Source organism: Pseudomonas bubulae (assembly GCF_900618535.1).
In the GTDB taxonomy this organism is placed as follows: Bacteria; Pseudomonadota; Gammaproteobacteria; order Pseudomonadales; family Pseudomonadaceae; genus Aquipseudomonas; species Aquipseudomonas bubulae.
The window spans coordinates 452,588-476,457 of sequence record NZ_UYJA01000004.1 but is presented as its reverse complement, the minus strand read 5'-3'; the positions used below and the strand labels follow the sequence as shown (position 1 = coordinate 476,457).

23 protein-coding genes are annotated in these 23,870 nt (G+C 57.7%); 12 read left to right on the top strand and 11 right to left on the bottom strand.

Annotated elements, in window-relative coordinates; genetic code table 11:
• The first annotated feature begins 168 nt into the window (after positions 1 to 168).
• Positions 169 to 1,266 (top strand): DNA-processing protein DprA, encoded by a 1,098-nt coding sequence (dprA, locus tag PPTH39_RS16790; RefSeq protein ID WP_094999594.1) that lies wholly within the window; start codon positions 169 to 171, stop codon positions 1,264 to 1,266.
• Between the two features lie 35 nt (positions 1,267 to 1,301).
• Positions 1,302 to 1,859 carry an L-threonylcarbamoyladenylate synthase type 1 TsaC gene (gene tsaC / locus PPTH39_RS16785; RefSeq protein WP_094999595.1) on the top strand — a complete coding sequence of 186 codons (558 nt, stop codon included), beginning with the start codon at positions 1,302 to 1,304 and terminating at the stop codon, positions 1,857 to 1,859.
• Positions 1,860 to 2,036: 177 nt separating this feature from the next.
• On the opposite strand, the gene PPTH39_RS16780 is transcribed toward tsaC, so the two are convergent.
• On the bottom strand, positions 2,037 to 3,014 hold the full coding sequence (locus tag PPTH39_RS16780; RefSeq protein WP_095017919.1) for a quinone oxidoreductase family protein: 978 nt from the start codon (positions 3,012 to 3,014) through the stop codon (positions 2,037 to 2,039).
• 152 nt (positions 3,015 to 3,166) lie between these two features.
• Here PPTH39_RS16780 and hemF point away from each other — a divergent pair, with 152 nt between their 5' ends.
• From hemF to betT, 6 genes are all read left to right on the top strand, one after another.
• Positions 3,167 to 4,081, top strand: coding sequence for an oxygen-dependent coproporphyrinogen oxidase (gene hemF, locus PPTH39_RS16775; RefSeq protein WP_094999596.1), 915 nt, complete (start codon positions 3,167 to 3,169; stop codon positions 4,079 to 4,081).
• Positions 4,082 to 4,103: 22 nt separating this feature from the next.
• On the top strand, positions 4,104 to 4,925 hold the full coding sequence (gene aroE / locus PPTH39_RS16770) for a shikimate dehydrogenase (protein WP_095031560.1): 822 nt from the start codon (positions 4,104 to 4,106) through the stop codon (positions 4,923 to 4,925).
• Positions 4,926 to 4,974: 49 nt separating this feature from the next.
• Positions 4,975 to 5,301, top strand: coding sequence for a DOPA 4,5-dioxygenase family protein (locus tag PPTH39_RS16765; protein ID WP_095023150.1), 327 nt, complete (start codon positions 4,975 to 4,977; stop codon positions 5,299 to 5,301).
• A gap of 388 nt (positions 5,302 to 5,689) precedes the next feature.
• Positions 5,690 to 6,232, top strand: coding sequence for a hypothetical protein (locus PPTH39_RS16760; RefSeq protein ID WP_130872218.1), 543 nt, complete (start codon positions 5,690 to 5,692; stop codon positions 6,230 to 6,232).
• 60 nt (positions 6,233 to 6,292) lie between these two features.
• Positions 6,293 to 7,132, top strand: a complete 840-nt coding sequence (locus tag PPTH39_RS16755; RefSeq protein ID WP_130872217.1) for a hypothetical protein — start codon at positions 6,293 to 6,295, stop codon at positions 7,130 to 7,132.
• A gap of 382 nt (positions 7,133 to 7,514) precedes the next feature.
• Positions 7,515 to 9,512, top strand: a complete 1,998-nt coding sequence (betT, locus tag PPTH39_RS16750) for a choline transporter BetT (protein ID WP_094999601.1) — start codon at positions 7,515 to 7,517, stop codon at positions 9,510 to 9,512.
• Between the two features lie 722 nt (positions 9,513 to 10,234).
• On the opposite strand, the gene PPTH39_RS16740 is transcribed toward betT, so the two are convergent.
• The 8 genes from PPTH39_RS16740 to PPTH39_RS16705 all read right to left on the bottom strand — a co-directional run bounded on the left by PPTH39_RS16740 (position 10,235) and on the right by PPTH39_RS16705 (position 17,546).
• On the bottom strand, positions 10,235 to 10,450 hold the full coding sequence (locus PPTH39_RS16740) for a TOBE domain-containing protein (RefSeq protein WP_003444581.1): 216 nt from the start codon (positions 10,448 to 10,450) through the stop codon (positions 10,235 to 10,237).
• 34 nt (positions 10,451 to 10,484) lie between these two features.
• Positions 10,485 to 11,291 (bottom strand): aliphatic sulfonates ABC transporter ATP-binding protein, encoded by an 807-nt coding sequence (ssuB, locus tag PPTH39_RS16735; RefSeq protein WP_095017916.1) that lies wholly within the window; start codon positions 11,289 to 11,291, stop codon positions 10,485 to 10,487.
• Positions 11,288 to 12,094, bottom strand: coding sequence for an aliphatic sulfonate ABC transporter permease SsuC (ssuC, locus tag PPTH39_RS16730; RefSeq protein ID WP_130872216.1), 807 nt, complete (start codon positions 12,092 to 12,094; stop codon positions 11,288 to 11,290). Before ssuC ends, ssuB begins: the two co-directional genes overlap by 4 nt.
• Positions 12,095 to 12,101: 7 nt before the next feature.
• A complete protein-coding gene (ssuD, locus tag PPTH39_RS16725; RefSeq protein WP_016782830.1) occupies positions 12,102 to 13,250 on the bottom strand; it encodes an FMNH2-dependent alkanesulfonate monooxygenase in 1,149 nt (382 codons plus the stop codon).
• Between the two features lie 31 nt (positions 13,251 to 13,281).
• A complete protein-coding gene (locus tag PPTH39_RS16720) occupies positions 13,282 to 14,247 on the bottom strand; it encodes a sulfonate ABC transporter substrate-binding protein (protein ID WP_130872215.1) in 966 nt (321 codons plus the stop codon).
• 101 nt (positions 14,248 to 14,348) lie between these two features.
• A complete protein-coding gene (gene ssuE, locus PPTH39_RS16715; protein ID WP_094999605.1) occupies positions 14,349 to 14,942 on the bottom strand; it encodes an NADPH-dependent FMN reductase in 594 nt (197 codons plus the stop codon).
• A 310-nt stretch (positions 14,943 to 15,252) separates the two neighbouring features.
• Positions 15,253 to 15,891, bottom strand: coding sequence for a peroxiredoxin (locus PPTH39_RS16710; protein ID WP_083369699.1), 639 nt, complete (start codon positions 15,889 to 15,891; stop codon positions 15,253 to 15,255).
• Between the two features lie 293 nt (positions 15,892 to 16,184).
• Positions 16,185 to 17,546, bottom strand: a complete 1,362-nt coding sequence (locus PPTH39_RS16705) for an OprD family porin (RefSeq protein WP_094999606.1) — start codon at positions 17,544 to 17,546, stop codon at positions 16,185 to 16,187.
• 499 nt (positions 17,547 to 18,045) lie between these two features.
• Between PPTH39_RS16705 and tauA the strand changes: the two genes are divergently transcribed.
• From tauA to tauD, 4 genes are read left to right on the top strand one after another with little or no spacing between them, the layout of a single operon-like run.
• Complete coding sequence (tauA, locus tag PPTH39_RS16700; protein WP_094999607.1) at positions 18,046 to 19,029, top strand: taurine ABC transporter substrate-binding protein; 984 nt, start codon at positions 18,046 to 18,048, stop codon at positions 19,027 to 19,029.
• Between the two features lie 26 nt (positions 19,030 to 19,055).
• The gene (tauB, locus tag PPTH39_RS16695) at positions 19,056 to 19,850 is read left to right on the top strand and encodes a taurine ABC transporter ATP-binding subunit (protein ID WP_094999608.1); all 795 of its coding nucleotides are present in this window, start codon (positions 19,056 to 19,058) and stop codon (positions 19,848 to 19,850) included.
• Positions 19,847 to 20,683, top strand: coding sequence for a taurine ABC transporter permease TauC (gene tauC, locus PPTH39_RS16690; protein ID WP_094999609.1), 837 nt, complete (start codon positions 19,847 to 19,849; stop codon positions 20,681 to 20,683). Before tauB ends, tauC begins: the two co-directional genes overlap by 4 nt.
• A 49-nt stretch (positions 20,684 to 20,732) precedes the next feature.
• Entirely contained in the window at positions 20,733 to 21,566 is an 834-nt protein-coding gene (gene tauD, locus PPTH39_RS16685; RefSeq protein ID WP_095017913.1) for a taurine dioxygenase, read from the top strand.
• A 109-nt stretch (positions 21,567 to 21,675) separates the two neighbouring features.
• Here the strand turns inward: tauD and PPTH39_RS16680 are convergent, their stop codons facing one another.
• The gene (locus tag PPTH39_RS16680) at positions 21,676 to 22,323 is read right to left on the bottom strand and encodes a TetR/AcrR family transcriptional regulator (protein WP_094999611.1); all 648 of its coding nucleotides are present in this window, start codon (positions 22,321 to 22,323) and stop codon (positions 21,676 to 21,678) included.
• Between the two features lie 98 nt (positions 22,324 to 22,421).
• Entirely contained in the window at positions 22,422 to 23,798 is a 1,377-nt protein-coding gene (locus PPTH39_RS16675) for a glutamine synthetase family protein (RefSeq protein WP_094999612.1), read from the bottom strand.
• Positions 23,799 to 23,870 lie beyond the last annotated feature (72 nt).

Genomic DNA, 23,870 nt, shown 5'->3' with positions numbered 1-23,870 from the left:
CCGGCCTCCAGGCGACGTTCAACTAATGTTGGGTTTCCCATTGGCGTTTCAAGTTCTGCCAAGGGGCTCAACCCGGTACTTTTCATCGTTAGCCAAACAACTTGTCAACAGAGTTATCCACAGCTTGTTCCTTACAGCCAGATGGAATAACCGATCAAGGATGATCCTATGCCACCCTCAGAAATATCCCCAGCAGAGTTGGAGGCCCGCTTGCGTTTGCACCGTTTGCCCGACGTTGGGCCACGGCGTTATTACAGCCTGTTCAGAGCCTTTGGTTCGGCCAGTTCAGCGCTCAGCGCACCTGCCAGCGCCTGGCGTGCCCTGGGGCTGCCCGAGGGGTGTGCCCAGGCGCGGCGCAGCCCTGAAGTCCGTGAGGGTGCCAGCGCTGCATTGCGCTGGCTTGAGCGCTCCAGACACCATGTGCTGCTGCATGATCAGGCCGATTACCCGGCGCTGTTAAGCGAATTGAGCGATGCCCCGCCGCTGTTATTCGTGGCGGGAGAGCCGTCAACTCTGGAAAAACCGCAGTTGGCGATGGTCGGTAGCCGACGCGCTTCGAGGCCTGGGCTGGACACCGCGACCGCCTTTTCCCGCAGCCTGGCTGGCGCCGGTTTTGTGATTACCAGCGGGCTGGCGCTGGGGATTGATGGCGCAGCGCATCAGGCTGCTCTGGACGTTGGCGGGCAGACAGTGGGGGTTTTGGGGACGGGCCTGGAAAAACTTTATCCACAGCGCCATCGGGCATTGGCAGACGCAATGATTTGCAACGGTAGCGCCGTGGTATCGGAGTTTCCTCTGGACGCCGGGCCCCAAGCCGCCAACTTCCCGCGGCGTAACCGCATTATCAGCGGTTTGTCCCTTGGCGTGCTGGTGGTCGAGGCCAGCGTGTCCAGCGGCTCGCTGATTACTGCCCGTCTCGCCGCAGAGCAGGGGCGCGAGGTGTACGCCATGCCCGGTTCCATCCACCACCCTGGGGCGCGTGGCTGCCATCAGTTGATCCGTGATGGCGCTACGCTTGTCGAGACCGTTGAGCACATTCTCGAAGGCCTGCGTGGCTGGCGCTCGATGCCGTTGCCCACAACAGAAATGTTTACTCCAAGCTGTCATCCATTAGTGCAATTGTTGCAGGCAGCGCCCTATACCAGCGAAGCATTGGCCAATATCAGCGGTTGGGATTTGCCCCGATTGCTGGCTACTCTGACCGAGCTTGAACTGGCGGGGCATGTTGTACTCGAGGGTGGGCGTTGGTTTGCTCGCGCCAGCTAAGTACACTGCGCGCAGCACATATCTGGAGACATTCAATGATCAGCACCTGGCGCGTCCAACAAGCTGCAAGAGCCATTCGCGCAGGCGCGGTGATTGCCTATCCGACCGAGGCGGTCTGGGGCCTGGGCTGCGACCCATGGGATGAAGACGCGGTCGAGCGGCTGCTGGCGATCAAATCGCGGCCTGTGGATAAAGGTCTGATTGTGGTGGCAGACAACATTCACCAGTTCGACTTCCTGTTTGAAGACTTCCCCCAGGAGTGGATCGACCGCATGGCCAGTACCTGGCCAGGGCCGAACACCTGGCTGGTGCCGCATCAGGGCTTGCTGCCCGAGTGGATCACCGGGGTACACGATACGGTGGCGCTGCGCGTGAGCGATCACCCGCTGGTGCGCGAACTGTGCGCGCTGGTGGGGCCGATTGTCTCGACTTCAGCCAACCCGGCAGGTTTGCCGGCAGCGCGTACTCGCTTGAAAGTGGAGCAGTATTTCCGTGGGCAAATCGACCATGTGTTGGGTGGCAACTTGGGTGGACGTAAAAACCCGAGCCTGATCCGCGACCTGGCTAGCGGCAAAATCGTACGCCCGGCGTAATGAGTTGCAGCCCAACCGATCTTGTAGCAGCTGCCGAAGGAACGAGGCTGCGTCCGGTTGCGAAGCAATCGTAAAACCTGAGTCCGAGATTTTTCTGAACGACCACAGTGTCTGGTTTTACGACGGCTGCGCCGCCGAACGCAGCCTCGTTCCTACGGCAGCTGCTACGAATTTGTTTTAAGGCAACAAAATCGTCGATCCCGTGGTTCGGCGCGCCGACAGTTCCGTCTGCGCCTTGGCCGCATCAGCCAACGCAAAACGCTGGCTGATATCAACCTTGATTGCACCGCTGCGGATCATCGCAAACAGCTCATCGGCCATCGCTTGCAGGTTTTCGGCGCTATTGGCGTAGGACGCCAACGTCGGTCGAGTGACATACAGCGAGCCCTTCTGCGACAAGATCCCCAGGTTGACTCCCGTTACCGCGCCTGAAGCATTACCAAAGCTGACCATCAGCCCACGTGGTGCTACGCAGTCCAGTGACGTTAGCCAGGTGTCCTTGCCTACACCGTCGTAAACCACCGGGCACTTCTTGCCGTCGGTTAATTCCAGTACACGCTTGGCAACATCCTCGTGGCTGTAGTCGATGGTTTCCCACGCGCCCAGAGCTTTGGCGTGGGCGGCTTTTTCGGCTGAGCTGACCGTGCCGATCAATTTCACGCCCAAGGCTTTCGCCCATTGGCAGGCAATCGAACCTACCCCGCCTGCAGCAGCGTGGAACAGGATGGTTTCACCCCCTTTGAGTTCGTAGGTCTGACGCAGCAGGTACTGGGTTGTCAGGCCCTTGAGCATCACTGCGGCGGCTTGCTCAAAGGAAATATCCTCGGGCAGTTTCACCACATTGGCTGCAGGCAAAACGTGCAGTTCACTGTATGCCCCCAGCGGCCCGGTGCCGTAAGCGACGCGATCGCCGACGTTCACGTTGCGCACGTCACTGCCCACCGCATCAACGATCCCCGCACCTTCATTGCCCAGCCCGGACGGCAGTTCAGCCAGCGGGTACAAGCCACCCCGGTAATAGGTATCGATGAAATTCAGACCGATGGCCTGATTGCGCACCCGAACTTGCTGTGGGCCCGGCTCGGCGGGTTGGTAATCGACATACTCAAGCACTTCAGGGCCGCCGTGGGCCCGAAACTGGATACGCTTTGCCATCTGCACTGTCCTCGCTCATTTCACGAAGCCACCATCCAACGCTGAAGCGTGATCTTCGTCAACTGCGGTGAGCCGGAGTGCGGTGTTATGCTAGCCCCCCTTTGCCGCCGGCCCCGCACGCCGCGTCGCTTTGCCCGATTTAAGGTGATGTCATGACTACTCGCACCGAGGCTGTAAAAGCCTACCTGCTCGACCTTCAAGACCGCATTTGCAACGCATTGCAAACGGAAGACGGCGGCACCCAGTTCGTTGAAGACGCCTGGGAGCGCCCGGCGGGTGGTGGCGGTCGTACCCGTGTAATCGAAAACGGCCACGTCATCGAGAAAGGCGGGGTCAACTTTTCCCATGTGTTCGGCAGCGGCCTGCCACCGTCGGCCAGTGCTCATCGCCCTGAACTTGCGGGCCGTGGCTTTGAAGCCCTCGGTGTGTCGCTGGTGATCCACCCGCACAACCCGCATGTACCAACGTCCCACGCCAACGTGCGTTTTTTTATCGCTGAGAAAGAAGGCGAAGAACCGGTCTGGTGGTTCGGTGGCGGCTTTGACCTCACCCCTTACTATGGCGTTGAAGAAGACTGCGTGCACTGGCACCGCGTGGCCGAGCAGGCCTGTGCGCCATTTGGTGCCGATGTGTACCCGCGCTACAAGGCGTGGTGCGACACCTACTTCCATATCAAGCATCGCAATGAGCCCCGTGGTATTGGCGGCCTGTTTTTTGATGACCTGAACGAGTGGGATTTCGACACCTGTTTCGCTTTTATTCGCGCCATTGGTGATGCCTATATCGACGCCTACCTGCCGATCGTTCAGCGCCGCAAAAACGACGAATACACTGCCCAGCAGCGTGAGTTCCAGGAATTCCGCCGTGGACGCTATGTGGAATTCAACCTGGTCTATGACCGTGGCACCCTGTTTGGCCTGCAATCGGGCGGTCGCACCGAGTCGATCCTGATGTCCCTGCCACCGCAAGTGCGCTGGGCTTATGACTGGAAAGCGGAACCGGAAAGCCCGGAAGCGCGCCTGACGGATTACTTCCTGCAAGACCGCGACTGGTTGGCCAACGCCTGACACTGCCCGAGGAGCTTGCCTGATGGACCGTTACGTTGTTTTTGGTAACCCGATTGCCCACAGCAAATCCCCGGTGCTGCATCGCCTGTTTGCCGAGCAAACTGGCCAGGCCATGCAGTACGACACCTTGCTGGCACCACTGGATGATTTTGCTGGCTGCGCAACGCAGTTTTTCCTGCAGGGGCGTGGCGCCAATGTGACAGTGCCCTTCAAAGAAGACGCCTACCGCCTGGCGGATCAACTGACAGCTCGGGCCCAGCGAGCAGGAGCGGTCAACACCCTGAGCAAATTGGCCGATGGCGTTTTGCTGGGGGACAACACCGATGGTGCAGGGCTAGTGCGCGACCTGACGGTCAATGCCGGTTTCAGCCTCAAGGGTAAGCGCATCCTGATCCTGGGCGCGGGCGGTGCGGTGCGGGGTGCGCTGGAGCCGCTGCTGGCTGAAGGGCCGGCCTCGGTCACCATCGCCAACCGCACCGTTGAAAAAGCCGAGTTGCTGGCCGAGTTGTTCAGCGACCTGGGCCCGGTGGCTGCAAGCGGTTTTGACTGGCTGCACGAGCCGGTCGACCTTATCATCAATGCCACCTCGGCCAGCCTGAGCGGCGAACTGCCCCCCATTGCCAGCAGCCTGATCGAGCCGGGTAAAACCCTGTGCTACGACATGATGTATGGCAAGGAGCCGACGCCGTTTTGCGTGTGGGCCAGCGGGCATGGCGCGGGTCAGGTGATGGATGGTTTGGGCATGCTGGCCGAACAGGCCGCCGAGGCGTTTTATCTGTGGCGCGGGGTGCGTCCGGATACTGCACCGGCGCTGGCTGAATTGCGCCGGTTGCTGGCGCTTTAAAGCAGCCCTCTCCCTCCGGGAGAGGGCGGGGTGAGGGCAAGAGGTACTTATGCAGCGAATCAAGGGCTACCACGCCCATGTCTACTTCGACGCTTCGACCATCGATCAGGCGCGCGCCTTGTGCGAAGAGGCCAGGCGACTGTTTGGCGTCACCATGGGCCGCGTCCACGAGCGCCCGGTGGGGCCGCACCCGGACTGGAGCTGCCAACTGGCTTTCGGCCCTGAACTGATCGGCATCGTCCTGCCGTGGCTGGCGCTCTACCGGCACGGGCTGGTGGTATTTATGCATCCCGATACCGGCAATGACCTGCTGGACCACACCGACCATGCAATCTGGATGGGCGCGATTCGGCCGCTGGATTTGTCTGTTTTTTAAACGGGGGCGCGCAATTTTGCGCCCGGTTTAACCCTCCCCTACATAAAATTATTAGTTACGGAAATATCCGAGATTAAGTACGGCGGCTTCGCTGTGGTTATATTTTGATACCGGGTCTAACGTTTGAATATGCACGATATATAAGATTTTTAATATCGCATGTTCGGGGCTGACGGTGCGAGAAGATTAAGCCATGTTTATTGTTATGCCGTTTTTAGCACTTATTTATCTCTATGTATGGTCGGCACTGGTTAAGTCGTAGCTGGTAGTTATTGCTTCCAGTTTTCACTGGTTCTGGATTATAGACGGCAAGCAACCTCATGAACGAACCTATGCCCTGGCGTGTGGAAAATTATCGGGAACAGTATTTGAAATTTCCAGAGCTTATATGTTTTTTTGGCCAGAGTATGAAGGGAAAAGCTCTTGGGAAAAGGGGTTTATAAATAATAAAAAGGGGTGTGATGCAAATTTAGTTAGTTTGGGGTTCGAGTTGTTATGGCCTAGCATGGAGCCTGCTTACAGTATGGAGATCCGCCCTGGATTTATCAGTGTGTCTCTGTACCCAAGTCCAACTCGTGAGGTCAATGCAGCCTCTATGATCGATTTCATAATTAGGCAGCGTAAAGTTTCCGATGATCAGCGAGACAACTTTGATGAAGCGTTAGGGTTGTTTTATGAATTAAATGCAACCGACTCAGGCTATATAGGCCAAGGCAGAGTCTCGCTCTATTGGACTGATGCCAAGGCTGCGGAGCAGGTCATTATAGAGTGCAAGTTCATGCGTGAAGATGAACCCTATACCTGTGATCAAAAGTGGATTAACGATGGTATCGGCTCGACGGTGAGTATTTATTATCAAGCTTACATGGTCTCAAATTGGAAAATTATAAAAAGAGATATTGATCAATTTATTGATGTTCACAAAAAATAATGAAGGTTGATTTATGTTGGGAAACTAGACTCAGGAAATTTAAAGTTCGCTGAAGGTTATTTGCGTGAAACAAATCCAGGTTTTCTGTATCACTATCTGAGTGGGAAAGGATATACCTATGCGACTTTGGCGTTAGGTGTTGCAGAGCAAAACACAGTTGCCGGGATAGTGGCGATGAACTATATGAAGGAGGTTGCTGCCGCTCAAGGTATGCCTGTTGATGAAAGTAAAACTCAAGAAATACTCCGCGAAATGGCGAGTGAGTATTTGAAGGTGTTGAAAAGTCAAATTGAAGACGAACAGCTGGAAGTAGTTCGAGATATTAATTATCAAGAAGTTTGGAAGTTTCATAGTGATGTATTTATCTCTGCTGGCTACACAGCAGATGCATGGACGCTTAACTCCGTATTTACTATTTTACCGGAGGGTAAACGCGAAGAATATTGGCAGCGGGTGCTGGACTCGGCCGGTAATACTCAGGCCGAGTTGGAGCTTGCGGCAGAGACTTATATTTTTATGCATATTGCGTCTATTTCAGCTTCCAGTGAGGGCCGACAAATGGCTGCTCGTTGGATCAGACGCATTGAGTCTATTGAAAACTCTGGCGCCATCGTTAAGTTAGGATCAGCCAAACTGGTTAAGATTTTTGGCGGCTCGATAACACAAGTTAAGGCGTATATTTTTGGCAAGCCAGTGGTTCCCTATTACCCCGCACCTGCCCCCACCTCTCCTCCTCCAAAGATTGTAATGCCATTACCTCCTGTCCAGATGCCAACACAACCACCTGCCCGCCGTCGAAGACGCCGCGGAGGTGGCGGACGGCCACCAACTACAGCCGCCGGGTACGACAATGGCGGACATTACAGTGGCGGTGGGGGGCGACTGAGGATTGATCCTTGAGCCCTGAAAATATGAAATGAGCATGCGTGAGTTGGGGCGGCGGTTTTGCTGATGTTTTGCTTGATGTCATCCGGCATTTGCCTGGATTTGAAATTTTTTTCACGGCCATAAAATCTTTCTCCTTCAACCACCCCCGCCTCCCCTGATAGCCCCACGCTATAACGGCTGAACGATGATCATGGCCATGTGTCATACCTTGCCATGAGCTAACGTATCAGGCGTGCAGCTGCGGGCAGCGATTAGTGCTGAAAGGCCATCCATGTTTAACTTGAATGCTTGTTCAAGTTAAACCGGTGGTCCGCTGCCCGCTCACAACAGGAGGCTAACCCTTGCCGAATCCGCTCTTTTTGATCCCGTTTTACCTCTATAAGGTGCACATCCAATGAGTGTACCGATCACGTCCGAGACGTCCTCGATCCGCATGAACCCGCCGGTGTTCTACTTTGCCGCCGCGTTTATCCTGATCTTCGGTGTGGTGGTCATCGCCATGCCTGCCGCTGCCGGCGAATGGCTGCTGGCCGCACAAAACTGGGCGGCCAACACGGTCGGCTGGTACTACATGTTAGCGATGACCCTGTATCTGATCTTCGTGGTCGTCACCGCCTTGTCCGGCTACGGCAAGATCAAGCTCGGTGCCGACCACGACGAACCCGAGTTCAGTTACCTGTCCTGGGCGGGCATGTTGTTCGCCGCCGGGATCAGCATCACGCTATTTTTCTTCTGTGTGTCCGAACCCCTCACCCATATGCTCAACCCGCCGCAGGGCCCGGCCGGCAATGCCGAGGCTGCGCGCCAGGGCATGCAGCTGCTGTTCCTGCACTGGGGCCTGCACGGCTGGGGTGTGTTCGCGTTCGTCGGCATGGCACTGGCCTACTTCGCCTACCGGCATAACCTGCCGCTGGCGCTGCGCTCGGCGCTCTACCCGCTGATCGGCAAGCGCATCAACGGCCCCATCGGTTATGCGGTGGATGGTTTCGGTATCATTGCCACGGTATTCGGTCTGGGCGCCGACATGGGCTTTGGGGTGCTGCATCTCAATTCCGGCCTCGACTACCTGTTCGGCATGCCCCATACCCAATGGGTGCAAGTGGGCCTGATCACGTTGATGATGGGCGCCGCGATTCTGGTGGCCATTGCCGGTGTCGACAAGGGCGTGCGGGTGATGTCCGACATCAACATGCTGCTGGCCTGTGCCCTGCTGCTGTTTGTGTTGTTCGCCGGCCCCACCCAGCACTTGCTCAACACTCTGGTGCAGAACATCGGTGACTACCTGGGTGCACTGCCCACCAAGAGTTTCGATGTGTATGCCTACGACAAGCCAAGTGACTGGCTGGGCGGCTGGACCGTGTTCTATTGGGCCTGGTGGATCGCATGGTCGCCCTTTGTAGGCCTGTTTATTGCGCGTATTTCCCGTGGCCGGACCATCCGCGAGTTCGTGTTCGGCGTGCTGCTGATTCCGCTGGGCTTTACCCTGGCGTGGATGTCTATTTTCGGCAACAGCGCCATCGACCAGGTGCTCAACCACGGCATGGTAGCCCTTGGCCAGTCGGCTATCGATGACCCGTCGCGTACGCTGTACCTGCTGCTTGAGACCTACCCGTGGAGCAAGACCGTTATCGCGGTGACGGTGTTTATCAGCTTCGTGTTCTTCGTGACCTCGGCTGACTCCGGTACTGTGGTGCTGTCCACCCTCTCGGCCCGTGGCAATAACGCGGACGAAGACGGCCCGAAATGGCTGCGGGTGTTCTGGGGCGCGATGACTGCGCTGGTCACCAGTGCGCTGCTGTTCTCGGGCAGTATCGATGCGCTCAAGTCAGCGGTAGTGCTGACCTCGTTGCCGTTCTCGCTGATTTTGCTGCTGATGATGTGGGGCCTGCACAAGGCGTTCTACCTTGAGTCGCAGAAGAAGATTGCGCAGACCCACTCCCTGGCGCCGGTTTCTCACTCGCGTCGTGGTGGCTGGCGCCAGCGTTTGAGCCAGGCCGTGCACTTCCCGTCGCGGGACGAGGTGTACCGCTTTATGGACACCACCGTGCGCCCGGCGATTGAAGAAGTGAGTGCGGTGTTCCGGGAGAAAGGCCTTAACGTTGTCACCCAGCCAGACCCGGCCAACGACAACGTGAGCCTGGAAATCGGTCATGGGGATGAACATCCGTTTATCTATCAGGTGCAGATGCGTGGCTACTTCACGCCGTCCTTCGCCCGGGGTGGCTTTGGCAAAAAGGAGCAACTGCGTAATCGCCGTTACTACCGTGCTGAAGTGCATCTGGCCGAAGGCAGCCAGGACTACGACCTGACGGGCTACACCAAAGAGCAGATCATCAACGATATCCTCGACCAGTACGAACGCCATCTGCAGTTTTTGCATTTGGTGCGCTGATTGGTTTGGTGGTGATTCAGGCTGCTGTGATGGCCTGAGTCACCGGGCTGATGCCATCGCGAGCAAGCCCGCTCCCACAGGTTTTGGGTGTTCTCACAATGTGTGGATGCTCGTCAAACCTGTGGGAGCGGGCTTGCTCGCGATGCAGGCGCTGCGATTTCTACAGACCTTTCGCGCACTTATGTGGGATCGGGCTTTCACCCGCGTTACCCCATTGTGATGCCCCAGGCGGGCTGCCTATAGTCCGCTCCATCGCTGAACATCAGCGATCAGGCGTGCAAGCCTAATTATTGGATTTCAACTTTCCATATCGCTTGGTAGGCTCAGCGCCTGCAATCGGCGTTATGGCGGTTGTGCGCGGGAGATCTTCGGGTCTGCCGGGTTATCTGGGACCGGTCTTGCACACCCGCGCTCAATTGCTACCCTCTTTCTGCGTGCAAGCTGATTGAGGTGGCTCCTTTTCTTAGGAGTTAAAGCATGTCCCAGTACGTTCCCCAAACCGACAATCCCGTCGCTTCCCACGTTTTATTGATCGATCCCCGCGCCTCTGTATCTGCCCTGCTGGCCTGTGCCGAGCAGCGCATTCAGGCGGCCAAGAATTTGTTGCGCTGTTTATCGCTGATGAGCGGCCACAGCCATGACCCCCAAGATTTGAGGGCGATTTTCAGGCACAAAAAACCCCGAAGGGCTTACGCCGTTCGGGGCTGTGAATCACCCATGATTTACAACTTGGCGATGGACACTTCAGTGGATTTTACGAACGCGATCACTTCGCTACCGACCACCAGCTCCAGCTCCTTCACCGAGCGGGTGGTGATCACCGAAGTCACGATGCCCGACGCCGTTTGTACGTCGATTTCCGACAGCACGTCGCCCAGTACGATTTCCTTGATGTGGCCTTTGAACTGGTTGCGAACGTTGATGGCTTTAATGGTCATGGTGTCGATTCCTGTCTTGGGATAGAAAGTGGGTTTATTGCGCCCAGCGCAGTTGCGTAGGCAGCGGTGCAACGGGTTCCGGCTCAGGTGGCGAGCCAGGCAGTGCAAGAACACGGTTCAGTACTTCGGTTTCCAGTGCCGCCAGGCGATGCGAGCCGCGTAGCCGCGGGCGTTGCAGGTCGACCGTGAGGTCCAGCCCTACCTGGCCTTCTTCAATCAAAATGACACGGTCGGCAATCGCGACGGCTTCGCTCACGTCATGGGTCACCAGCAATACGGTAAAACCATGCTGGCGCCACAGGCGTTCAATCAGTTGCTGCATTTCGATGCGGGTCAGGGCATCCAGCGCGCCCAGCGGCTCGTCAAGCAGCAGCAGGCGCGGTTGGTGGATCAGGGCGCGGGCCAGGGCCACGCGCTGCTTCTGACCGCCCGAGAGTGCTGCCGGCCATTCATTGGCGCGCTCGGCCAGGCCGACTTCTTCCAGTGCCTTGAGCGCCTTTGGCCGCCAGTCGCCTTTAAGGCCCAGGCCCACGTTGTCGATGACTTTTTTCCAGGGCAGTAAACGCGCTTCCTGAAACATCAGGCGCGTGTCTTCACGGGCCTCTTGCAGGGGCGCACTACCGGCCAGCAACTGGCCTGCAGTGGGCTGATCCAGGCCGGCCAGCAAACGCATCAGGGTGCTTTTACCGCACCCGCTGCGGCCTACGATGGCGACAAACTGACCTGCCGGGATATGCAGGTTGATATCACGTAGCACCAGGCGCTCACCGAAGGCCTTCTGCAAGCCGTTGATGGCCAGCGGTATGCCCTGGCGCAAACGTGGAGGTTGTTGAGCTGTCATGCTGCACCGCCTTTAACCACTTGATACGCCGGGTGCCAGCGCAACCAGATGCGCTCCAGCCCCCGGGCTGCGGTGTCGGCCAGTTTGCCGAGCACTGCGTACAAAACAATCGCCAGCACCACCACGTCGGTTTGCAGGAACTCCCGGGCGTTCATCGCCAGGTAGCCAATGCCGGAGCTGGCGGAGATGGTTTCGGCCACGATCAAGGTCAGCCACATAAAGCCCAGGGCAAAGCGCACAACCACCAGGATCGACGGCAGCGCGCCCGGCAAGATCACCTGCCAGAACAGGCTGAAACCGGACAGGCCATAGTTGCGCGCCATTTCCACCAGCGCCGGGTCAACGTTGCGGATGCCGTGGTAAGTGTTGAGGTAGATCGGGAATAAAGTCCCCAGCGCCACCAGAAAAATCTTCGCTGACTCGTCGATGCCGAACCACAGGATGACCAGCGGAATCAGCGCCAGATGCGGCACGTTGCGGATCATTTGCACCGAGCTGTCGAGCAGGCGTTCACCCCATTTCGACAGGCCGGTGATAAAGCCCAGCGCCAGACCGATGCTGCCACCGATCACAAAGCCGAGCCCGGCGCGCCAGCCGCTGATGGCCAGGTGTTTCCAGATTTCGCCACTGCGCACCAGCTCGACGCCGGCCGTGATCACGGCACTGGGGGCGGGCAGGATGCGTGTCGACAGCCAGCCCGCTGACACGGACAGCTGCCACACTGCCAGCAGCAAGACCGGCAAGGCCCAGGGCGCCAGGGTGTGACCGATATTTTTGAGGCCCGAGGCCTTGCCTGAACTCATGGCGACCTCAGCTCTGCGACGCGGCTTTAGGGAGGATGTCATTGGCGACCATTTCGCCAAACGGGCTCACGTAGCCTGCACTTTTTGGCAGTTCCGGGCGTTCGATATCCAGGTGCGGGAACAACAACTCGGCCACACGGTAGGACTCTTCCAGGTGCGGGTAACCGGAGAAAATAAAGGTGTCGATGCCCAGGTCGGCGTATTCCTGAACCCGTGCGGCCACGGTCGGACCATCCCCGACCAGCGCCGTACCAGCGCCGCCCCGTACTAGGCCCACGCCTGCCCACAGGTTAGGGCTGACTTCGAGGTTGTCGCGGCTGCCGCCGTGCAGGGCGGCCATACGCTGCTGGCCCACCGAGTCAAAGCGCGACAGCGAGGCCTGGGCACGGGCGATGGTGTCGTCGTCCAGATGCGAGATCAGTTTGTCGGCGGCCTTCCAAGCCTCCTCGTTGGTTTCACGCACAATTACGTGCAAACGAATGCCGAAACGTACTGTGCGGCCCAATTTGGCGGCCTTGGCGCGCACCTGTTCGATTTTTTCTGCAACGGCAGCCGGTGGCTCGCCCCAGGTCAGAACCATTTCCACTTGTTCGGCGGCCAGATCCTGTGCGGCTTCCGAAGACCCGCCGAAATACAGCGGTGGCCGCGGTTGCTGAATCGGCGGGTAAAGCAGCTTGGCGCCTTTGACGGTGATGTGTTCACCATCGTAGTCCACGGTTTCGCCTTCAAGCACACGGCGCCAGATGCGGGTGAACTCTACCGAGGCCTGATAACGCTCTTCGTGGCTGAGGAACAAACCATCACCGGCCAGCTCTTCCGGGTCGCCGCCGGTGACCAGGTTGAACAGGGCGCGGCCACCGGACAAGCGGTCCAGGGTCGCGGCCTGACGCGCTGCAACGGTGGGCGACACAATGCCCGGGCGCAGGGCTACGAGAAATTTCAGGCGCTGGGTTACCGGAATCAGCGATGCCGCCACCAGCCATGAGTCTTCGCACGAACGACCTGTAGGAATCAGTACCCCGCCAAAGCCCAGGCGGTCAGCAGCCTGCGCGACTTGTTGCAGGTAACCGTAGTCAACGGCGCGGGCGCCTTCGGAGGTGCCAAGGTAATGGCCATCACCGTGGGTAGGCAGGAACCAGAAAATATTGAGGCTCATGGAGTGGTCTCCTAATTAGGGGCAGCAAGCGTTAGTTGGCTTTGGCCAGATTGGCCGGGGGCGTCCAGATCACGTCTTTCACAACCAGCGGCTTGGGGATCAGCTTGAGCTGGTAAAAACTGTCGGCGATTTTTTGCTGCGCGTTGACCACTTCCGGGGTCAGAAACTGTGCGCCGTAGCCCTGGCGCTTGACCGCCGTGAGGGTGATCTCAGGAGACAGGCCCAGCAGTGGTGCGACTTGTTTTGTCACGTCCTCGGGGTGGGCCTTGGCCCATTCGCCAATAGTGCGTACTTCATCGACCAGGGTTTCGATCACCTTGGGGTGCTGTTCGGCATAAGGCTTGGTAGCCAGATAGAACTGATGATTATCAGCGATGCCACTGGCGTCACGCAGGGTGCGCGCTTGCAGCTGTTGTTCGGCGGCTGCCTGGTACGGGTCCCAGATTACCCAGGCATCGACACTGCCGCGTTCAAAGGCAGCACGGGCATCGGCGGGGGGCAGGAACACGGTCTGGATATCGGTGTATTTAAGGCCGGCGTCTTCAAGGGCGCGCACCAGCAGGTAGTGCACGTTGGAGCCTTTGTTGAGGACGACTTTTTTGCCTTTGAGGTCTTTGACCGAGGTGATGGTCGAATCCTTGGGCACCAGAATCGCTTCGCTGGTGGGGGCTGGTGGCTCGTAGGCGACGTAGAGCAAGTCGGCGCCAGCGGCCTGGGCGAACACGGGCGGGGTTTCGCCGGTCACGCCGAAGTCGATGGAGCCCACGTTCAGGCCTTCAAGCAATTGCGGGCCACGGGGGAATTCGGTCCATTGCACGTCAACGCCCTGCTCGGCCAGGCGCTTGTCCAGCGTGCCTTTGGCCTTGAGCAGCATCAGCGTGCCGTATTTCTGATAACCGATGCGCAGGGTATCGGCTTGAGCCTGGGTAACAGCACCGAAGGACACAGCCGCAGCTAAGAGTGCGACCAGACCACGACGCAAAATGACAGGGCGCATGGCGCTCTCCTTTTTTGTTGTTCGGGATTCGGGTAGCACCTGCTGGGCCGTTAGCGGATCAGTAAGGTGGTGGAGCTTTTATCGGTGGGAAAAATGCTGTTTCAGATACTCCAGCGAGCCGTCACCAGACGCTCGTTGAGGATGCTCGGGTCCAGAGGCTTGGGGCGTCGCGCCAGGGCGCTGTAGAACTGTTCGAGTGACTCTTGCAGGCGCTGTTCCAGAATCGGCACCAGTTGCGCTTGTGCGCCGCCTTCTCCGTAAGCAATCTGGCTGTCTTCGGCAAAAATGCCCTGAAGCATTTCCTGGGCCTTGAGTGCCGACAGTACTGGCTTGAGGGCGTAGTCCACGGCCAGCATGTGGGCGATGCTGCCACCGGTGGCGATAGGCAGTACCACTTTGTGGCTCAGGGCGCGTTCGGGCAGCAGGTCGAGCACGGTTTTCAGCGCGCCGCTGAACGAGGCTTTGTACACCGGGGTGGCAATCACCAGGCCATCGGCGTTTTCGATCTGTTGCAGCAGGTCGATGATTTTCGGGCTGTCGAAGCGTGCGTGCAGCAAGTCCTCGGCCGGAAAGTCGCGTACCTGATAGCTCACCACTTCAACGCCTTGCTGGTTGAGCCAGCGTTTGGCGTGGTCCAGCAACACTCCTGAGCGGGAACGTTGGCTTGGGCTTCCTCCGAGTGTCACGACCAGCATCTAGACGTTTCCTTGAATGAATATGTGCAATTCGCTGTCAGCGTTTTCGCTTGAGTGAACAGACCATAACAGGTGATTTATATATCTATAAATCATATTTATTCATTTGTTTATTCTTAAAATGCATATGCCTTTTTGTTAAATCGAAAGCAAAAAAAAGGCCGTCGAAACGGCCAAAAACCCTGTTGAAGACACGGTTGCATGTTTGTGGGAGCAGGCTTGCTCGCGATGGGATCGGCGCGGTGTATCAGAAAAAAACGCGGCGCCATCATCGCGAGCAAGCCCGCTCCCACAGGGTATGAGGTTGGTTTTACTTGTTCGGCTGCGGCGTCAGGCGCAGGTAGGGCTTCACGGCGCGGTAGCCCTTGGGGAAGCGACGCTTGATTTCGTCTTCGTCCTTGAGCGACGGCACGATCACGACCTCGTCACCGTCCTGCCAGTTGGCCGGGGTGGCCACTTTGTGGCTGTCGGTCAGTTGCAACGAGTCGATCACCCGCAAAATTTCGTTGAAGTTGCGACCGGTGCTGGCCGGGTAGGTAATGGTCAGGCGGATTTTTTTGTTCGGATCAATCACGAACAACGAGCGCACGGTCAGGGTGTCGCTGGCATTGGGGTGAATCAGGTCGTAGAGGTCAGACACCTTGCGATCGGCATCGGCCAGGATCGGGAAGTTGACCACGGTATTCTGGGTTTCGTTGATGTCTTCGATCCACTTGTGGTGCGAATCCACCGGGTCTACCGACAGTGCGATGGCTTTGACGCCGCGCTTGGCAAACTCGTCCTTGAGCTTGGCGGTGAAGCCCAGTTCGGTGGTGCACACCGGGGTGAAGTCCGCCGGGTGCGAAAACAACACGCCCCAGCTGTCGCCCAGCCATTCATGGAAACGGATCTTGCCGGCGCTGGAATCCTGTTCGAAATCGGGGGCGATGTCGCCGAGTCTGAGGCTCATGGTGCAGCTCCTTTTTATTGGCAATGGCGGGGCGTGATGGAGCCACTCTGCCTGCCTCTGGAGCTAATTAAAAAGAATAAATATCGATTTGATTAGAACAAAAAGAGATATTAAAAACTGTTTCATTGGACGCAGCCCAGGCGTGGGGCCACTGTGGGTTCTGGTTTAGGCAAGGGGAGCGGCAGGGAGCTGCGACTATTAATGTGTTGCGAATTGACCGTTGAGGTCTTCGGTAAACACCCTGCCCGGCATTGCGCCGGGCAGGATTTTTCTTACTTTGTACTAAATCACGCTTACAGCAACGGGATCGAGTAGCTCACGATCAGACGGTTTTCGTCCTGGTCGCGCTGGCCAGCAATATCGTTGCGCCACATGGCGTTTTTCCACATGAAGCCCAGATTTTTCAGCGTGCCTTCCTGGATCACGTAAGCCACGGTGATATCGCGTTCCCACTCGGAAGAGCCATTGCTGGTTTGCACATTTTTGCTGTTGTAGGTGTCGATATTGTCGCCACGCAGGTAAACCGCGCCCGCCGTCAGGCCAGGTACGCCGACTTTGGCGAAGTCATACGAGTAACGCGCCTGCCAGGTACGCTCGCCAGCACGGGCGAACTTCGAGATCTGCATATCGGTAGGGATGTACGCCGATGCACCGTCGCCCTGGTTCAGGAACGGGAAGTCGCTGCTGCCGTTACTCACCTGATAACCGCCACCAAAGGTGTGACCTTCAACGGTGTACAGGAACAGGCCGCTGATCAGGTTGTTGTCGACCTTGCCCTTGCCGCTACCTGCAGAGCTGTTGGCGTAATCACCGGTGGTGTAATACGCAGAGTCGTGGCCGTTCTTGCCGTCGTCGGTGCTGTTGAAGTAGCGCAGGTCAGATTTCAACACGCCCGGACCGATGGACCAGTTGTGAACCAGGCCCAGGAAGTTTTGTTTGTAGAAATCTTCCAGGTTGCCGTAGTAGTACTGCAACAACAGGTCTTTGTTGACCTTGTAGTCCACACCGCCGTAGTAGAACTTGTTAACGAACTTGCCCGTAATGGAATTGTTCGCGCCGGCAATCGACAGGCCTTCGTTGTTGCTCGAGTTACGGCCCTTGGCGTGCTCGATCTGGCCGCCGGTGAAGGTCAGGTCCTTGAACTCGCTGGAAGTGATCTGGCCACCCTGGAAGGTTTGCGGCAGCATGCGACCGTCGTTGCTAACGATAACCGGCAGTTTAGGCTGCAGGGTACCGATGCGCAGTTCGGTCTGGGACACTTTGGCTTTTGCGGTCAGGCCCAGGCTGGAGAAATCGTCTACAGCGTGGTTGCCATCGCTTGGGAACACCGAACCGCCATAGTTTGCGCCGGTAGGGTTGCCGTGTTTGCCAGCGCTGGAGTCGAGCTTGACGCCCAACAGGCCAATGGCATCAATACCGAAACCGACTGTGCCCTGGGTGAAGCCCGAAGTGAAGTCCAGCTGGAAGCCCTGGCCCCATTCTTCAGTCTTGCTTTGCGCACCGGCAGCTTTGGTGCCCGAGTCACGGTTATCGTTATTGATATAGAAGTTACGCAGCTTCAGCGTGGCCTTGCTGTCTTCGATAAAGCCGGCAGCGCTGGCTTGTTGTGCCAACAATCCTACGGCCACAGCGATGGCCAAGGTGGACTTGTGCATTGTGTTGCTCCTTTGCGTTTCTAATTTTTGTAGTTCCTCAGCCCCGGATCTGATGCCTGGGTGCTGCAGATGCGCGATTAGCGCCAGACGGTGACCGGCAAGTCAATCGCAACCCATCATGGCTACGACCTTTGTCTAATCATTCGTCGTTTGTGCGCAGGTTAATGACTATTTAATAAACCTAAAAAGAATTGTTTCTGATCTTTTCAGATCAAATAGGCATATAGCAGGGTTTCTCCTACACGCGCGCGTGGGAATGCTATCGGTCTTTTGTCTAATTTCTAAACATAATTTCATGAATCTTTTAATAGCCTTTGGTTATTAAACACTCGACCTAATCACCCGCTGGCTAAAACGCCCTGGCAGTTAGGGCGCGGGTGCGCGCCTGTATGTTGCGTAACTACATAAGCTAATGCTTAAAAGTTATTTATTTACTGATTCTTAGATCATTTAACCTCGCATCCAGCCGATATCCGGCCACCTGCCGAGGAGCTACCTGATGAAACTGCACTCTCCCCTACGCCTTTTGGCTGCTTTGTCTCTGGCGGGTGCCAGCTTCTTCGCGCAGGCTGCCAGCTCGGATGTCACCGTGGCTTACCAAACCACCGTTGACCCGGCCAAAGTCGCCCAGGCCGACGGTGCTTACGAAAAAGCCACCGACGCCAAGATCAACTGGCGCAAATTCGATAACGGCGCAGACATCATTGCGGCCATTGCCTCGGGTGATGTGCAGATTGCCTACCTGGGTTCGAGCCCGCTCACCGCCGCCGTGACCCGTAACGTACCGGTCGAAACCTTTTTGATCGCCACTCAGTTGGGCGGTTCTGAAGCCCTGGTCGCCCGCAACGGCTCCGGTATCAACGGCCCGCAGGACCTGGTCGGCAAAAAAGTAGCCGTGCCGTTTGTGTCCACCGGTCACTACAGCCTGCTGGCTGCATTGAAGCACTGGAACATCGACCCTTCGAAAGTACAGATTCTGAATCTCGCACCGCCTGCCATTGTCGCGGCCTGGAAGCGTGGCGATATTGACGCCACCTATGTATGGGACCCGGCTTTGGGCACTGCCAAAGAGAACGGCAAAGTGCTGATCACTTCCGGTGAGCTGGGCAAGCTCGGTGCGCCGACTTTTGATGCCTGGATCGTGCGCAAGGACTACGCCGCCAAGCACCCGGAAGTCGTTAAGCAGTTCGCCAAAGTGACTCTGGATGCCTACGCCGACTACCACAAGGACCCAAAAGCCTGGCTGGCCAATCAGGGCAATATCGACAAGGTTGTGAAGCTCTCGGGCGCCAAGGCGGCCGATATCCCGCTGCTGCTGCAAGGCAACGTCTACCCGTTGGCGGCTGATCAGGTGGTATTGCTGGGCGCACCGACTACCAAAGCCCTGGCCGACACTGCTGCCTTCCTGAAAGAGCAGAAAAAAGTCGACGCTGTACTGCCGGACTACGCGCCGTCGGTCAACGCCACTTTTGTTACTCAATAATCAACGCCGCTGAGGAGTCGACCGTCATGGCCTTGTTAACACTGGAGCGCATCAGCGCACAGTACCCGGGCGCCGCTGAGCCGGTGCTGTCGGATATTTCCGTCAGCCTCGGGCCACAGCAACTGCTGGTCGCACTTGGCCCGTCGGGCAGCGGCAAGACCTCCTTGTTGAACCTGATCGCTGGCTTCGTCGAGCCCAGCGCTGGTCGAATTACCCTCGACAACGTACCCGTCCACGGCCCGAGTGCCGAGCGCGGTGTGGTGTTTCAGGATGATGTGTTGCTGCCCTGGCAAGACGTACTGGCCAACGTGGCTTTCGGCCTTGAACTGGCCGGTGTGCCACGGGACAAGCGCGAAGCCCGTGCCCGTGAAATGCTTTCGCTGGTGGATTTGTCCGGCTTTGAAAAGCGCCGCGTATGGGAGCTGTCTGGCGGTCAAAAACAGCGGGTGGGCCTGGCCCGCGCGCTGGCTGCCGACCCTCGCGTATTGCTGATGGATGAGCCCTTCGGTGCCCTCGATGCGTTCACCCGTGAGCAGATGCAGGAACTGTTGCTGCAAGTGTGCCGACGTACCGACAAGCCGGTATTTCTGATTACCCACGACATTGAAGAAGCGGTGTTTCTGGCCACTGACCTGATTTTGCTGGCGCCCAACCCCGGCCGCATTGTTGAGCGTCTGAGCCTGGATTTTGGCCAGCGCTACAACGCCGGCGAATCGGCACGTTCGATCAAGTCCGACCCTCGCTTTATTGAAACCCGTGAGCACGTGCTTGATCGCGTGTTTTCACAACGCGGTGCCGCCCAGCGGCAGGAGCGCGCATGAGCAGTTATGAAGCAGTCGCCGCCAACCCGGTTGCCGCGCCCCACACCCCACGCCCGGTCAAGCGCAGCCTGAGCACACGCTGGATCAGCGTGCTGACCCTCGTCACCCTGATCGCCGTATGGTGGGCCGTTACCGCTGCCGGGCTGATTGAACCCCTGTTTCTGCCGCCGCCCTCTGCCGTGTTGCAAAAAGGTTGGCTGCTGGCGACCACGGGCTATATGGATTCCACCCTGTGGCAGCACCTGGGCGCGAGCTTGAGCCGTATCGGCCTGGGTCTGGGCTTTGCGATTCTGACAGCAGTGCCGGTGGGCATCGCCATTGGCCACAACCGCATTGCGCGGGGGATTTTCGATCCGCTGATCGAGTTCTATCGCCCAATCCCGCCATTGGCCTATTTGCCACTGATCGTGATCTGGTGCGGTATTGGCGAGCTGTCGAAAGTGCTGCTGATTTACCTGGCGATTTTCGCCCCGATCGCGATTGCCACCGCCACCGGCGTGCGTACCGTTGACCCGGCCAAGGTCCGTGCTGCGCAGTCGTTGGGTGCGACGCGCTGGCAGTTGATTCGCCATGTGATTTTGCCGAGCGCCTTGCCGGATATCTTGACCGGTGTGCGTATCGGTCTGGGCGTGGGCTGGTCGACGCTGGTGGCCGCCGAACTGATCGCCGCCACCAGTGGCCTGGGTTTTATGGTGCAGTCCGCCGCGCAGTTCCTGGTGACCGATGTGGTGGTACTGGGGATTCTGGTGATAGCCATCATCGCCTTTGCCATGGAAATGGGCCTGCGCGCCCTGCAACGCAAGCTGGTGCCGTGGCACGGCCAGGCTCACTAACAACAGAACTCGACGCTGATTAATCGGCGCGCTGATTAAGAGAGAGATCATGAGCCTGACCATTACCCCGATTAGCTCTGCCCTGGGCGCCCAGATTGAGGGTGTCGACCTGACTCAACCGCTGAGCCTTGAGCACCGTGATGCCATCGAGCAAGCCTTGCTTGAACATCATGTGGTGTTTTTCAAGAACCAGTCGATTACACCGCAGCAGCAGGCCCGTTTTGCCGCCAATTTTGGCGACCTGCATATTCACCCGATCTACCCCAACGTGCCTGGCCAGCCGGAAGTGCTGGTGCTGGACACCGCCGTGACTGACGTGCGTGACAACGCGGTATGGCACACCGACGTGACCTTTTTGCCAACCCCGGCCATGGGCGCGGTATTGAGTGCCAAGCAACTGCCGGCTTTTGGTGGTGACACGTTGTGGGCAGCCGGTATTGCCGCTTTTGAAGGGTTGTCGAAACCGTTGCAGGTGCTGCTCGATGGGCTGACCGCAACCCACGATTTCACCAAGTCATTCCCGCTGGAGCGCTTTGGTTCGACCCCGGAAGATTTGGCACGCTGGGAACAGACCCGCAAAAATAACCCGCCGCTGTCGCACCCGGTTATCCGCACCCACCCGGTAAGCGGGCGCAAGTCGTTGTTCGTCAACGAAGGTTTCACCACGCGCATCAATGAACTGTCTGAAGCAGAGAGCGAAGCGATCCTGAAGTTGCTGTTTGCCCATGCCACCCGCCCGGAATACACCATTCGCTGGCGCTGGCAGGAGAACGATGTGGCGTTTTGGGATAACCGCGTAACCCAGCATTACGCCGTGGACGATTACCGTCCGAACCGCCGTGTGATGCACCGTGCAACGATTTTGGGTGATGCTCCGTTCTGATGAGCGCGGGATGACGTGTAGCCGCTGACGAGCGCAGCGGCATGAACACTGCAACTGTGGGAGCGAGCCTGCTCGCTCCCACAATAGGGCTTGACCTGCAACAGAGTATCTACAGGTTTACCGTCGGGCTCTTGCGTTTCGGCAAAAACGGCGGCAAATACAACCCCAGATAAGCATCCACCACGCGCATGCCTTCTTCGGCCATACGCGGGGTGATGCTGTCGTGCAGCTGGATGGAGCGTGCATACACGCGGTCGCCCAGCTCCATCGCCAGGGCAAACACGTCCACGTCCTGTGGCAGTGCTGGCAATTCAAAGTGGCGCATAAACAGCGCGTGCATCAATTGCCCCAGCTCAAGGTCGTGCTGGCGGTCGGCTTGTGTGACTTCGGTAAGGCCATGCTGGGCGAGAATTAACTGCCGGGCGGCTGCATCTTCGTTGTAGATCGTCAGCATTCGGTGTTCAACAATGTGCGAAAGATCGCGCCAGTCTTTCAACGCATCATGCTCGATCGGCGCCTGCAGACAGGCGCGGAAGGCTGCGTGAATATCACCGGTCAGCGCCTCAAGGAGCGCGGGTACGCCCGCGAAAAAGTGATAGACCGACGATGGCGGGATTTGTGCGTGCTCTGCCACGTTGTAAATCGACAGGCTGGATACGCCCTGCGCCGTCAGCAGCGTGCGGGCAGCGTCAAGTATCGTGTCGATGCGGCCCTGGCTGCGAGCGCGTGGCTTTCGGGGTGTGGCGCGGCTGGACATCAGCGTCTCCTCAAGGGCAGCCGGCATTGTAGACCTGTGAGCATGAAAAAACGCCGCGGGCTGTAAGGCCGGCGGCGTTTTTCGTGGACTGCAATCGCTTACACGGTATGCAAGTACCAGTTGTATTCGAGATCGGAGATGGAGTGTTCAAACTCTTCCAGCTCGCTCTCTTTACAGGCGACAAAAATATCGATGTATTTCGGGTCGATATATTTGGCCATCACTTCGCTGTCATCCAGCTCACGCAATGCATCGCGCAGGTTGTTCGGCAGGCTTTGCTCGTTTTGCTCGTAGCTGTTGCCTTCGACGGGTGCGCCCGGTTCGATCTTGTTGGTCAGACCGTGGTGAACACCGGCCAGCACAGAGGCCATCAACAGATACGGGTTGGCATCGGCACCGGCAACCCGGTGTTCGATCCGTACCGAGTCGGCCGAGCCGGTCGGAACGCGAATGGCCACGGTACGGTTGTCCAGGCCCCAGCACGGCGAGTTGGGCACATAGAACTGTGCGCCGAAACGACGGTAGGAGTTCACGTTGGGGCAAAGGAACGCCATCTGTGCCGGTAGGGTCTCGAGCACACCGCCGATCGCGTGACGCAATGCGGCGTTCTGCTCGGGATCCTCGCTGGCAAAAATATTTTTGCCGTCTTTGTCCAGAATCGAAATATGAACGTGTAGCCCGTTGCCCGCCTGGCCCGGATAAGGCTTGGCCATGAATGTGGTGTCCATCTCATGGTCGTAGGCGATGTTTTTGATCAGACGCTTGAGCAGTACCGCGTAGTCGCAGGCCTTGATGGGGTCGGCAACGTGGTGCAGGTTCACTTCGAACTGCGCCGGGGCACTTTCTTTAACGATGGCGTCAGCCGGGATGCCTTGCTCTTTGGCACCTTCCAGAATGTCCTGGAGGCAGTCGACGTATTCATCGAGGTCGTCGATCAGGTAAACCTGAGTCGAATGCGGGCGTTTGCCGGAGATCGGCGAACGGGGTGGCTGCGGGCGACCGTTAACGTTCTCCTGGTCGATCAGGTAGAACTCCAGCTCGAAAGCGGCGCAAATGGTCAGGCCCAGTTCGTCAAATTTGGTAACAACTTGACGCAGTACTTCGCGAGGGTCGGCGAAGAAAGGTTCACCTTCAAGTTCGTGCATCGTCATCAGCAATTGCGCGGTAGGGCGCTTTTGCCAGGGTTCGTTGCACAGGGTGTCGGGGATGGGATAACAGATTCTGTCTGCGTCACCGATATCCAGACCCAGGCCGGTGCTTTCCACCGTTGAGCCATTGATATCCAGTGCAAACAGAGAGGCAGGCAGGTTGATGCCTTTCTCGTAAACCTTGTGCAGGCTGGTGCGTTCGATGCGCTTGCCGCGCACCACACCATTCATATCCGCAATGAGAAGGTCTACGTACAGAACCTCAGGATGATCCTTAAGGAACGCGTTCGCTTCGTTAAGCTGAACGGCACGCGGGGGTACCGACATGATGCAACACCTTTGTTGTTAAAAATATCAATCATTGAGCGCTACGGGATTCAGTCAACCCGAACGGCATAC